Source organism: Bacillus cereus group sp. BceL062 (genome assembly GCF_051780025.1).
In the GTDB taxonomy this organism is placed as follows: Bacteria; Bacillota; Bacilli; order Bacillales; family Bacillaceae_G; genus Bacillus_A; species Bacillus_A toyonensis.
The window spans coordinates 1-12,504 of sequence record NZ_JBPWGY010000014.1 but is presented as its reverse complement, the minus strand read 5'-3'; the positions used below and the strand labels follow the sequence as shown (position 1 = coordinate 12,504).

The window sequence follows — 12,504 nt, the reverse complement described above, 5'->3', positions numbered from 1 at the left end:
ATTAACCTGATACTGGTATTAATAGTTTTAAAGTTTTACGCTGATTCACTAAATTTAACAATCGCTTTCTTAATTCCATCTCATCTAACTCTGTATATTCCAAAATTAACTTTTCTATTTCTTCTATACGAACATTCATTTCTTGCCCTACATAAATTCTCGGGTGAACTTGCTTCTCATTCATTTCATCTTCTTTTAGTAATTCTTCAAAAAGCTTCTCTCCTGGGCGTATACCGGTAAATTCTATTCCTATTTCATCCAAAGAGTTTCCTGATAATCGAATGAGATTTTTAGCAAGATCAACTATTTTCACTGGTTCTCCCATATCCAGCACAAAAATTTCTCCTCCTTTAGCTAACGCCCCCGCTTGCACTACGAGTCTTGATGCCTCCGGAATTGTCATAAAATAACGAACCATATCAGGGTGAGTAACTGTAATTGGTCCACCATTTTGAATTTGTTTCTTAAATAAAGGTATGACGCTCCCACGGCTACCTAATACATTTCCAAAACGTACTGTAACAAACTTTGTATGACTTATTTTATCTTTGTGCTGAATGACCATCTCAGCTAATTTCTTTGTTGCTCCCATAACACTCGTCGGATTCACCGCTTTATCGGAAGAAATCATAACAAACGTTCCTACTCCATGTGTTCTCGCTGCCTCTGCTATATTCATAGTTCCAATCAAATTATTTTTAACAGCCTCTTCAGGATTGTTCTCCATTAATGGTACATGTTTATGTGCGGCTGCATGATATACAACATTTGGAAGATGTTTATTCATTATTAAATGCATCTTCTTTTCATCTTGTATATCCGCGATTTCTGGAATAAACACGCCTCTCATATCGTTATATTTTTCATTTAATTCCATTTCTATGGAATAAATACTGTTTTCTCCATGCCCTAATAAAATCAATTTTTTCGGTTTAAATTTCGCAACTTGTCTACAAATTTCCGAACCAATTGATCCACCTGCACCAGTAACTAAAATGACTTTATCCGTTATATAATCTGAAATAATTTCCACATCTAACTCTACAGGATCTCGCCCTAATAAATCTTCTACTTGAACATCTCTAAATTCATTTACTGAAACCTTACCTGTTACTAAGTCTTCTAACATGGGAAGGATTTGAGTTTTTACTTTTGTTTTTAAACAATCTTTTAAAATAACATTTCTCTCTCTCTTGTTTAACGAAGGAATTGCTAAAATAATTATCTCAATATTCAGTTTTTTAATAACATAATCAATTTGATTCATACCACCTATTACTGGAATCCCCCAAATATCAAGATTATGCTTTTTGACATTATCATCAATAAACGCGACTGGCATTAATTCAGCAGTATTATTCTTCAACAACTGCCTTGCAACCATCGTCCCAGCTGATCCAGCACCAACAATTAACGTTCTTTTTTTATCACCCTTCTTTACATAATAAATATCTCTGTACATTCTCCAAATAAAGCGGGAACCACCAATTAATAAAATATGAATCATCCAAGTTACAACTAACAATCGAAAGTACATTTTTTGCATAATGATTTGCTGTACAACCGCTGTAGTAAGTATTGAAAATGTAACGACCTTGCATATAATTAGCAACTCTCCTATACTTGCATATTCCAAAGCTTTTTTATACAATTTATAAACAAAAGCAAATAAATGATGACTAACTAATAGAGTGATAGAGCTAATAACTGATGATAAAGTGATAACACTAAAGCTAGCATTTACAAAAAAATAGCTAAAAAAAACTGCACTTAATACAATCAGTGAATCCATTAAAAGCAATAACGATATCCTCCGGCGATACGTCATATAACTTCCTCCTTTAATCAATTCCTTACTGAACTCTTTCAAAGTTAAAGTTTCTAACTATATACTCTTTATTAAAAGTACATAGCTAGAAACTTTAATAAAATATGGGCATCTAACCCTCCCTCACATTACACTTTTGATGACTCGCATCTAAGGTTGCTTTCACAACCCACAGCATAATCGAGTGCCTCCATTGATAGCGGTCAGGAGACATCACCACATCACAGTTCTATTATTCTTTCTTTATAACGAACATTTTTATGTAAGAAGGTTAAATCTATTATTCTAATCCCCTTTATACTTTCCCATTCAAAATTGCACCCAATATTCTGCTTTTCGTAAAACTTAGCGCTCTTTTCGTTTCAAGCGCATCTTCGCTCACAGTACGATTATATCGGATCACCAAAAGTACTCCTTCACACTTATCAACTAATACACTCGTATCTGTTACTTCTAATACAGGGGAAGAATCAAATAATATGATGTCATACCGTTCCATTGCCTTTTGAATTAACATATCCATCTCATCTGAACCAAGTACTTCAGATGGATTGAATGGTACTGGACCGCTAGTTAATACATCAAGACGTTCCATCTCTGTTTTTTTTACAGCGCCTTCTAAATTTGTTTTTCCGTTCAATATATCAGTTAATCCAACTGTATTTTCTACTCCAAACATTTCCTGAATCGTGGGTGTTCGTAAATTTGCATCAATTATCAATACTTTTTCACCTTTTTGTGCTATTGAGACTGCTAAATTAACTGTAATCGTTGATTTTCCTTCACCATACCTTGGAGAAGTAATAACTATAGTTCTGCTTTTATGAATAGACGAAGATAATTGAAGGTTTGTTCGAAGCGAACGATACTGCTCCGAAATTTTCGATCTTGGAGCTGTATAAGCAATTATACTTTCTCCTTTAACTTTATTTGTTTTTCGTCTATTTTTGTAGGCCACTCCGTTCCATCCCCCAGTACCACTGTATTTTTTTCACTGAATTTGTCTTCCGTATTTTTCCTATTCATTTTAGAAATCCCGCCCAAAACAGGGACATCTAACAATTGCTCAATTCGTCGTTCCGATTTGATTCTATCATCAAATGAATCCAATAAAAAAATAAAACCGATACTGAGCACCATACCTACAGAGAACGCAATTAGTATCGTCTTAAAGTGATTTATATTTATAGGCATCGAATGTTTTTGAACTGGGTCTTCTGGTAATATACTCACATTATTAAAATTTAGTATATTTGCTACTTCTTTCTTATAAACAGCCGCTGTCGTATTCGCAATTTTATGTGCAAGTACAGGATCAATATCCACTACATTTATTCTCATAATCTGAGAGCCTTGTACACTTTCTGTACTTATTTGTCCACTTAATGCACCTGCAGATCTGTTAATATTTAATTCAGCCGCTACTTTTTCTAATATTACAGGCTCATTTACCATCGCTTTTAATGTATTCATCGTTTCAGCATTAGCTTGAACAATAACCCTTGCTGAGGAGGCATACAAAGGTGTTTTCATATACATACTATACATCGCTCCTCCTACGGTTGTGAGAGTCGTAAACAACAGTAGTATCCATACCCTTTTCCATATAACAGTAAATAGATTTTTTAAATTTATTTCCTTATTCATTACTTCTCCCCCTCATTTAATACCAATGAGATTCCAGTTGACATTCCCATAAAAAAACAGAAATAAAAGTAATATGTTTTATTTTTTAAATATACAAACATTTCTAATTAATGCCATTTTAGTTCTTTATACAGAACGAGTCAACATAAATTATTCTTGTTAAATGACTTCTTAATTACACCTCATAAATTACGACAATATTCACTGTAATTCATTGTAGATAAATGACGAAAAAACCCTGATACCGTAGTATCAGGGCCTTTTTTCTTAGTATAGAGACATATATTGATCGCGTTCCCATTGGTGAACTTGTGTGCGGAATATATCCCACTCAATCTCTTTTGCTTCGATGAAGTGCTCAAGTAAATGTTCTCCTAGTGCACTGCATACTACTTCATTAGATTGCAATGTAACTAACGCTTGCGCTAATGTTGCTGGTAAGTCAACGATACCTGCTTCTTCGCGCTCTTCTTTTGTCATTACATAGATGTTACGGTCTACTGCAGCTGGTGGAGTTAATTTATTTTTAATTCCGTCAAGACCTGCAGCTAATAATGTAGCCATTACTAAATATGGGTTTGCAGCTGGGTCAACACTACGTACTTCTACGCGTGTACTAATACCACGAGATGCAGGGATACGTACTAATGGGCTACGGTTTTGTGCAGACCATGCTACGTAACAAGGAGCTTCATATCCAGGTACTAAACGTTTGTAAGAGTTTACAGTTGGGTTTGCTACCGCTGTAAATGCTGGTGCATGTTTTAAAATACCTGCGATAAAGTGACGAGCATCATCACTTAATTGTAAATCACCGTTTTGATCGAAGAATACGTTCTCACCATTTTTAAATAATGATAAGTTACAGTGCATACCTGAACCGTTCACACCGTATAATGGTTTTGGCATAAATGTTGCATGTAAACCATGTTTACGAGCAATTGTTTTTACAACAAGTTTGAATGTTTGAATGTCATCACATGAGCGAATTGCATTTGCATATTTAAAGTCAATTTCGTGTTGACCTGGTGCAACTTCATGGTGAGACGCTTCAATTTCAAAGCCCATTTCTTCAAGCTCAAGAACGATATCACGACGACAGTTTTCCCCTAGATCCATCGGCGCAAGGTCGAAGTATCCACCGTTATCGTTTAATTCTAATGTTGGATTTCCTTTTTCATCAACTTTGAATAGGAAGAATTCTGGCTCTGGTCCAAGATTGAAATCTGAGAATCCTAAAGCTTCCATTTCTTTTAATACACGTTTTAAATTGTTACGTGGATCTCCGTCAAATGGAGCACCATCTGCAGTATAAATATCACAGATTAAACGAGCTACTTTACCTTTTTCAGCTGTCCAAGGGAAAATTACCCAAGTATCTAAATCCGGATATAAATACATATCAGATTCTTCAATACGTACGAAACCTTCAATAGAAGATCCATCAAACATCATTTTGTTATCAAGAGCTTTTGTTAATTGGCTCACTGGAATTTCTACGTTTTTAATTACTCCTAAAAGGTCCGTAAATTGCAGACGGATATACTTTACATTCTCTTCTTTCGCCAAACGGAAAATATCTTCTTTTGTGTACCTAGCCATTATAAATTCCTCCTTAGTCCCTCTAAACACCTTCAGAATCAGTTATCTTTAGTGAAAAAACCTTGAAATGTCACCTTGTCGCAATGAAGTTCGATTAAATCTACCTGTATGTTGTAGTTCATCTCGAAGTATTTTGCGAAGCTCCGTTTTGGAAATTTCTTTCGTTTCTTCTTTTACTTTCACTGCTTCTGTTTGATTTTCTTTCATTAGTAACACTTGCTTAATACCAGCCATATTTAAGCCTTGATCTAATAAATCTTTAATCTCTAACAACTTATCTACATCGTTAAATGAAAATAATCTACGATTCCCCTTTGTACGGGTTGGAGAAACAAGATTATGCTCTTCATAGTAGCGAATTTGACGTGCAGACAATTGTGTTAAATCCATAACAATACCAATAGGAAACAGCGGGGCAGAACGTCTATCTTCTTTCATTGTTTCAGTTCCTCCTTCGCCTTAACTGCTTCTCATTTTATATTATGTTATGTTTAGTGTCAATAGATGTTAGCTTTTCTTACATGATTTTTTTAGGTTTTTTTTCATTCTTTTTTCTAATGGCACAAATCATTACTTTTACACGAAAAAAGCTGCCGAAATCGACAGCTTCCCTTTAAGAAATTGTTAATAATTTTTTTTCAATTAACGCATCAATCGCAGAACAAATTGCAATCTTCACATGAGAATACGTTAATCCACCCTGTACATAAGCAACGTAAGGTGGACGAATTGGGCCATCAGCCGACAATTCAATACTTGCACCTTGAATAAACGTTCCCGCAGCCATAATTACATCATCTTCATAACCCGGCATATAGTTTGCGTACGGAGTGAAATGAGAATTAATCGGAGATGCATATTGAATCGCTTGACAAAAGGCAATCATACGATCTTTATCATCGAATTGAACAGATTGAATTAAGTCCGTTCTTGGCGCATTCCACGCTGGTGACGTGTTCATTCCTAACTTTTCTAAAAATGCCGCTGTAAAGATTGCACCTTTTAGTGCTTGTCCCGCTACATGCGGCGCTAAGAAGAACCCTTGGTACATTTCTTGTAAACTGTATAAAGATGCCCCTGCTTCAGCACCAATCCCTGGAGATGTTAAACGATATGCACATGCTTCAACATATTGTTCTTTCCCAACAATGTAACCACCAGTTTTAACGATTCCACCGCCTGGGTTTTTAATAAGCGAGCCCGCCATTAAATCTGCACCTACATGGCACGGCTCTTGTTCTTCAATAAACTCGCCATAACAGTTGTCAACAAATACAACTACATCAGGTTTAATTTCCTTAACAAACGAAATCATCTCTTTAATTTGAGAAATAGCAAACGACGGACGAGTAGCATATCCCTTTGAGCGCTGAATACCAATCATCTTCGTATTACTATGAATCGCAGCCGCAACAGCTTCAAAGTCCACAAGCCCCTCTTCCGTTAACGAAACTGCGTTATAACCGATATTATATTCTTTAAATGACCCTACACCTTTTCCGCGTACACCAACGATTTCCTCTAACGTATCATACGGTTTCCCCGTTATGTATAGTAGCTCATCTCCCGGACGTAAAATACCAAATAAAGCTGTTGAAATCGCATGAGTCCCCGAAATAATTTGCGGACGAACAAGACCCGCTTCCGCTCCAAATACATCAGCATACACTTTTTCTAATGTGTCACGACCAATATCGTCATATCCATAGCCAGTCGTTGGAATAAAATGCGAGTCACTAATTTTATGTTTACGAAAACTTTCTAATACACGAAATTGATTACTTTCAATCACTTCATCTGCACGTTTATGCACTTCTGTAATTTGACTTTCTACTTCTTTTACAATAGGAGCCATTTTTTCTCCATTTTTTAAACGATCAAACATTATCATTTTCTCCTTCTTCCACTAAAAATCTCTTTAACTGCCCATTATATGGCGAATAGGCAAATATATATCCTGTACAATTATATACAAATTTATCTTCCAGAAACTCCATCTTTGTTAATAGAGTTTCCGTCTTTAATAACGTTAACAACTTACCTTCACTCGGAGGAATCTCCACTTGATATGGATCCATTTCTTCCTTCATTTTCGTTTCTATCGCTTCTTTTATATGTAATAAATCGCTTTCTTCAAAAGCACTAGTCATTAAGAAGTCGCTTTTCGGAAACGGAATAAAATTTTGATGTAATGCATCTTTTTTATTGTATAACGTAATAATCGGAATATGATTAATTTCAAGTTCTGACAATAACTTCTTTACCGTTTTCTCATGCCCTACATAGTTTGGATCTGCAGAATCAACAACATGTAAAATAACATCTGCTTCACCAGCTTCTTCTAGTGTTGAACGAAAAGCTGCAATTAACGACGTAGGTAAATCTTGTATAAAACCAACCGTATCAGTTAGCAACACTGTATAACCAGAAGGTAACGGCATCTTCCTTGTTGTCGGATCTAACGTTGCAAACAATAAGTTTTCTTCAAACGTATCCGCTTCCGTTAATCTATTAAATAGCGTTGATTTCCCTGCATTTGTATATCCTATTAATGAAACTTGAAATACTTTATTGTCTTTTCTTCTCTCACGGTATCTTTTTCGATGTTCCACAACAACCGCAAGTTGTTTCTTTATTTCATCAATACGCGATCGAATATGACGACGATCCGTCTCAAGTTTCGTCTCACCCGGCCCTCTTGTTCCAATACCACCACCAAGACGTGATAAAGACAAACCTTGCCCCATTAGACGCGGCATTGTATATTGCAACTGGGCTAACTCCACTTGAAGCTTACCCTCTCTCGACTTCGCACGTTGCGCAAAAATATCTAATATGAGTTGCGTTCGATCGATTACTCTTGCATCTAATACTGAGGATAAATTCCGAATTTGACTCGGCGTTAACTCGTTATTAAATATAATAACATCCGGCTCTAATTCTTCTGTTAACATTGTAAGCTCTTCTAATTTACCTTTACCTATATAAGTCACTGGATGAAACTTCGGTCGTTTTTGCGTTGTTGACACTAACACTTTCGCTCGCGCAGTCTTTGCTAACGATGCAAGTTCTTTCATGGAATGCATAAACTGTTCATCGTCATCTTGCTGTAATTGACAGCCTACTAATATGACTTTTTCTTTTTCTTCCATCAAATATGTTCACTCATCCTTTTCGAAATTTAAACCTTCTAATATAATAGCAGAGGAAGCACATTTCATCTAGTTAGCGGGGGAGAAAATTCATGGCATGGGAGATTTTTAGCATCATAGGCACAATCGCATTCGCACTAAGCGGAGCCATTGTTGCAATGGAAGAGGATTATGACATTTTCGGGGTGTATATTTTAGGAATGGCAACCGCATTTGGGGGAGGTGCCCTTCGTAATTTACTAATTGGTTATCCGATTGTCGCGTTTTGGCAACAAGACATGTTATTCCAAATCGCACTTTTATCAATGACAATTATTTTTCTTTTTCCAAATAAATTAATTAAACATTGGAAAAAATGGGAAAACATTACTGACGCTATCGGCTTATCAGCATTCGCCGTACAAGGGGCATTATATGCTCAAAAACTAAATTTACCCATTAGCGCTACAATAGTAGCAGCTGTTTTAACCGGTATTGGCGGCGGGATTATTCGCGATCTTTTAGCCCGTAGAAAACCTCTCGTCCTTCGAGCTGAAGTATATGCTTTTTGGACGATTCTAGCAGGCTTCTTAATTGGGGCTCAAATTATTGTTAGTGATTGGGCTCTTTACACCTTATTCATTTTAATTGTTTGCTTCCGCATGCTTTCTATTCATTACAAATGGCATTTACCGCATCGACGTATCGACACAAACGAACGTTCAATGCATAAATAGCAACTCTAACCTCTTTACATATCGTAAAGAGGTTTTTCTTTTCTAACGATTTTTTCTTTACTTAATGTTTATACTAATTTTTAAAGTGAGGTGAATACAAATGACAAACCACGTTAATAAAGGAGCTCAAAAAAGCTCAGTAAACCAATTTGGGCACGATTCTAATTCAGCACACGAAAAGAGCGCTAAAATGGAACGCTTCCATAAATCTCACCAAGAAAAAGAAAAAAAAGAATAAACGAACATATGCACAAAAAACAGACGCACAGTTTATGTACTGTGCGTCTCCTCTTCCAACATTAAATCAACACTTGATATTCCAATTAAATCATACTTATCATACGTATCTTCTTGCAACAACCGCATAGCCTGTGTACGAATCGATTTTTCAACAATATTCCGTACGTATCGGCCATTACTAAACGATGTAATTTGCGACGAATACTTTACAGCATGTAAATGATCTCTAAATTTCCATTCCGCTTCCTTTGATAACTGGTATTCACGCTCTTCATACATTCTCTTCCCAATTTCCAACAACTGATTTACCGAATAATCCGCAAACTCAATAATAAACGGAAAACGAGATTGCAGTCCTGGATTTAATGAAAGGAAGTGATTCATCTCTCTTGAATACCCAGCCAAAATCAATACAAAACCATGTTGTTTATCCTCCATATGCTTTACGAGCGTATCAATTGCTTCCTTTCCAAAATCCTTCTCTCCACCTCGAGCTAAAGAATACGCCTCATCAATAAACAAAATACCTCCCATTGCTTTTTTTATTAAATCTCTTGTTTTTTGAGCCGTATGGCCAATGTATTCTCCTACAAGATCAGCACGTTCCGCTTCAACTAAATGCCCTTTTGATAGAATATTCATCTCAAACAACAATTTCCCTATCATTCTAGCAACAGTTGTCTTTCCTGTACCCGGATTCCCTTTAAACAACATATGGAGTACTTGCTTCTCAGATTTCAATCCCATTTCTTGTCTTTTTTTATTTACATAAATCCAAGCATATATTTCTTTTATTATCTTTTTTATATCATCCATCCCAACGAGTTTCCCCATCTCTTCTTCAATTCTTTGCAGCATCTCATGTTTAATTGTAGTTTCATTTGAAATTTCCGTTTTATTTTCTGATGCTGGTAAAGAAATTTTCTTTCGATGGTTTAACACAATATTAATTTGATTATTATTTTTCTTTCGCATCGATTGTTCCATACAATCACCTCATTTTATCCCGCAATTTGCAGGCAGTAAGACTCCCACCTCAAAATTCAGCGAATGCGAGGAAGTTAGGCGGGGGATAACTGCCCGTAAATGCCCGATTGGTGTGGGCTGATAATCAGCGGAGGATGAACACCCCCCCCACTGATTAAAGTTTCACTTTATCCACTCAACACATATTATTATTCCCGTCCTTCTTACAAATGCCTATTTTCAGAAAAGTTTGCTATAATATAAGAAATAATTAAGGTGGTGGGACTATGGAGACAACGGAATTCCATGATACAATACAAGCCTTTTCTATTTTTTTATTGAATAAAGGCCGAAAAACCTCAACCATTAAACGTTATGTTTATGACATTGAAGATTTCGGACATTGGTTAGAAAAAAACAAAAAGCTCCCTTCCAGTAATATATGGGCTACACTTTGTACAAAAGACTACGAAGATTACTTTTCTGAGTTAAAAACGAATCGAAACTACTCAGAAAAGACGATGCATCGTGTATTTATTGTACTAAATAGAATGAATCATTTCCTAAACATCCCTAATCCATTAAAGAATATGGAAATTTCCATTCAACCAGATCGCGCACTACGAAATGAAGATTTTATTTCATCTAATGAAGAAAAAAAATTAAAGCGTATCGTCACTTCATTGGAAGGACTATCAGAAAAACAACGTCCTGTACGACCTTTATTGATGGATCGTAATATCACTATTTTAAACCTATTAATTGACTATGGTTTATCCCTACAAGAGCTTACAGCATTAACTATGTATCATGTTCACTTTGAAACTAATACATTATCTATCCCAGCAACCGCAGGAGTAGAAAGAACGATTACATTAACAAAAGAAGACAAAAAGCAATTATACACATACTACAAAAGCATCCCTGAACCCGTTCGTCCAAAATACCATAGTAATGACCCACTGTTTGTCGCATTCGATTTTAACCGCGGAACATACAGATGGGTATACGAAAATGATTCACCGAAGGGATTAACAGAAATCGCTATCCAAAAAATGATTCGCCTTGAAGTAGCTAGAGCTAATTTACGCAAAGGAATCTCAGGGCAACACTTTCGTAACACCTATATTTTAAACTTAATAAAAAAAGAAACGCCGGAATCAGAAATTATAAAACTAGCTGGATTCAAATCAAAAGTTTCACTAAAACGATATTATAAATACGCAGAAAATAGAAAAAACGCCTTATTGTAAGGCGTTTTTTCTATTTTTTCTTTAAACAAACGATTTTATTATGACCATTTAACTAATTTTTGCATCTACTATGATGAGTTTCATTCACATTCTCATTAGAAAGGAGCGATTTAATGTCTCGTTATGACGACAGTCAAAACAAATTCTCCAAACCATGCTTTCCAAGTAGTGCCGGACGAATCTCAAACACACCATCCATCCCAATTTCTAAAGCACAAATTAGAACATTTCGAGCGATTATTAACGATTTAATTAAAATAATTCCAAAACTTTTCGCTAATCCATCCCCTAAAAACATCGAAGATTTAATTGATACATTAAACCTACTAAGTAAGTTCATCTGTTCGCTAGACGCTACTTCCTCCCTGAAAGCGCAAGGATTAGCTATTATAAAAAACTTAATAACTATATTAAGAAATCCAAACTTCGTAGCAAGTGCTGTATTTGTTGAACTCCAAATTTTAATTAATTATTTACTTTACATTACAAAGTTATTCCGAATCGATCATTGTACACTCCAAGAACTCCTTAAATTAATTGCAAAGTTACAAACTACTCTAGTTAATTCAGCTTCGTTCGGCAGAGGGCCTACTGGACCTACTGGACCTCGAGGTAACACGGGCGCTACCGGTGCTACTGGGCCTACTGGACCTCGAGGTAACACGGGTGCTACCGGCGCTACTGGACCTACTGGACCTCGAGGTAACACGGGCGCTACCGGCGCTACTGGACCTACTGGACCTCGAGGTAACACGGGCGCTACCGGCGCTACTGGACCTACTGGACCTCGAGGTAACACAGGGGCTACCGGTGCTACTGGACCTCAAGGCGTTCAAGGTAACACAGGGGCTACCGGTGCCACTGGCGCTACTGGACCTCAAGGTAACACGGGCGCTACCGGTGCTACTGGACCTACTGGACCTCGAGGTAACACAGGGGCTACCGGTGCTACTGGACCTCAAGGTAACACGGGCGCTACCGGTGCTACTGGACCTCAAGGCGTTCAAGGTAACACGGGGGCTACCGGTGCCACGGGACCTCAAGGCGTTCAAGGTAACACGGGGGCTACCGGTGCTACTGGACCTCAAGGCGTTCAAGGT

At 36.6% G+C, this 12,504-nt stretch carries 12 protein-coding genes; 4 read left to right on the top strand and 8 right to left on the bottom strand.

Going from position 1 to position 12,504, the window contains the following annotated elements; translation table 11 throughout:
- Nucleotide 1: 1 nt before the first annotated feature.
- From ACS2MN_RS25635 to hflX, 7 genes are all read right to left on the bottom strand, one after another.
- Nucleotides 2-1,828, bottom strand: a complete 1,827-nt coding sequence (locus ACS2MN_RS25635; RefSeq protein WP_000222376.1) for a polysaccharide biosynthesis protein — start codon at nt 1,826-1,828, stop codon at nt 2-4.
- A 295-nt stretch (nt 1,829-2,123) separates the two neighbouring features.
- Nucleotides 2,124-2,786, bottom strand: a complete 663-nt coding sequence (locus ACS2MN_RS25630) for a CpsD/CapB family tyrosine-protein kinase (RefSeq protein WP_000323601.1) — start codon at nt 2,784-2,786, stop codon at nt 2,124-2,126.
- Nucleotides 2,735-3,475 (bottom strand): YveK family protein, encoded by a 741-nt coding sequence (locus tag ACS2MN_RS25625; RefSeq protein ID WP_001031074.1) that lies wholly within the window; start codon nt 3,473-3,475, stop codon nt 2,735-2,737. Before ACS2MN_RS25625 ends, ACS2MN_RS25630 begins: the two co-directional genes overlap by 52 nt.
- 267 nt (nt 3,476-3,742) lie before the next feature.
- Nucleotides 3,743-5,077: a type I glutamate--ammonia ligase gene (glnA, locus tag ACS2MN_RS25620; RefSeq protein WP_000135333.1), complete on the bottom strand. Its 1,335-nt coding sequence runs from the start codon at nt 5,075-5,077 to the stop codon at nt 3,743-3,745.
- 48 nt (nt 5,078-5,125) lie between these two features.
- Nucleotides 5,126-5,515: a transcriptional repressor GlnR gene (gene glnR / locus ACS2MN_RS25615; protein WP_000656783.1), complete on the bottom strand. Its 390-nt coding sequence runs from the start codon at nt 5,513-5,515 to the stop codon at nt 5,126-5,128.
- 175 nt (nt 5,516-5,690) lie between these two features.
- A complete protein-coding gene (locus ACS2MN_RS25610; RefSeq protein ID WP_346994869.1) occupies nt 5,691-6,962 on the bottom strand; it encodes an aminotransferase class I/II-fold pyridoxal phosphate-dependent enzyme in 1,272 nt (423 codons plus the stop codon).
- On the bottom strand, nt 6,955-8,229 hold the full coding sequence (gene hflX / locus ACS2MN_RS25605) for a GTPase HflX (RefSeq protein WP_000391424.1): 1,275 nt from the start codon (nt 8,227-8,229) through the stop codon (nt 6,955-6,957). Before hflX ends, ACS2MN_RS25610 begins: the two co-directional genes overlap by 8 nt.
- Nucleotides 8,230-8,321: 92 nt before the next feature.
- On the opposite strand from hflX, the gene ACS2MN_RS25600 reads away from it, so the two are divergent.
- Both ACS2MN_RS25600 and ACS2MN_RS25595 read left to right on the top strand, forming a co-directional pair.
- Nucleotides 8,322-8,945 carry a trimeric intracellular cation channel family protein gene (locus tag ACS2MN_RS25600; protein ID WP_000312263.1) on the top strand — a complete coding sequence of 208 codons (624 nt, stop codon included), beginning with the start codon at nt 8,322-8,324 and terminating at the stop codon, nt 8,943-8,945.
- 100 nt (nt 8,946-9,045) lie between these two features.
- Nucleotides 9,046-9,183 carry a hypothetical protein gene (locus tag ACS2MN_RS25595; protein ID WP_000181509.1) on the top strand — a complete coding sequence of 46 codons (138 nt, stop codon included), beginning with the start codon at nt 9,046-9,048 and terminating at the stop codon, nt 9,181-9,183.
- A 32-nt stretch (nt 9,184-9,215) separates the two neighbouring features.
- Here the strand turns inward: ACS2MN_RS25595 and spoVK are convergent, their stop codons facing one another.
- Nucleotides 9,216-10,172: a stage V sporulation protein K gene (gene spoVK / locus ACS2MN_RS25590; RefSeq protein WP_000438193.1), complete on the bottom strand. Its 957-nt coding sequence runs from the start codon at nt 10,170-10,172 to the stop codon at nt 9,216-9,218.
- A 266-nt stretch (nt 10,173-10,438) separates the two neighbouring features.
- Between spoVK and ACS2MN_RS25585 the strand changes: the two genes are divergently transcribed.
- Nucleotides 10,439-11,404, top strand: coding sequence for a tyrosine-type recombinase/integrase (locus ACS2MN_RS25585; protein ID WP_000450336.1), 966 nt, complete (start codon nt 10,439-10,441; stop codon nt 11,402-11,404).
- Nucleotides 11,405-11,517: 113 nt separating this feature from the next.
- Nucleotides 11,518-12,504: collagen-like repeat preface domain-containing protein (locus ACS2MN_RS25580; protein WP_438894796.1), on the top strand; the 987-nt coding region annotated here is incomplete at its 3' end.

What these genes read in the sequence shown, in the direction of transcription:
- ACS2MN_RS25635 (WP_000222376.1), bottom strand. Translation starts at nt 1,828, where the DNA reads ATGACGTATCGCCGGAGGATATCGTTATTGCTTTTAATGGATTCACTG.
- ACS2MN_RS25625 (WP_001031074.1), bottom strand. Translation starts at nt 3,475, where the DNA reads ATGAATAAGGAAATAAATTTAAAAAATCTATTTACTGTTATATGGAAA.
- glnA (WP_000135333.1), bottom strand. Translation starts at nt 5,077, where the DNA reads ATGGCTAGGTACACAAAAGAAGATATTTTCCGTTTGGCGAAAGAAGAG.
- glnR (WP_000656783.1), bottom strand. Translation starts at nt 5,515, where the DNA reads ATGAAAGAAGATAGACGTTCTGCCCCGCTGTTTCCTATTGGTATTGTT.
- ACS2MN_RS25610 (WP_346994869.1), bottom strand. Translation starts at nt 6,962, where the DNA reads ATGTTTGATCGTTTAAAAAATGGAGAAAAAATGGCTCCTATTGTAAAA.
- hflX (WP_000391424.1), bottom strand. Translation starts at nt 8,229, where the DNA reads ATGGAAGAAAAAGAAAAAGTCATATTAGTAGGCTGTCAATTACAGCAA.
- ACS2MN_RS25600 (WP_000312263.1), top strand. Translation starts at nt 8,322, where the DNA reads ATGGCATGGGAGATTTTTAGCATCATAGGCACAATCGCATTCGCACTA.
- ACS2MN_RS25595 (WP_000181509.1), top strand. Translation starts at nt 9,046, where the DNA reads ATGACAAACCACGTTAATAAAGGAGCTCAAAAAAGCTCAGTAAACCAA.
- spoVK (WP_000438193.1), bottom strand. Translation starts at nt 10,172, where the DNA reads ATGGAACAATCGATGCGAAAGAAAAATAATAATCAAATTAATATTGTG.
- ACS2MN_RS25585 (WP_000450336.1), top strand. Translation starts at nt 10,439, where the DNA reads ATGGAGACAACGGAATTCCATGATACAATACAAGCCTTTTCTATTTTT.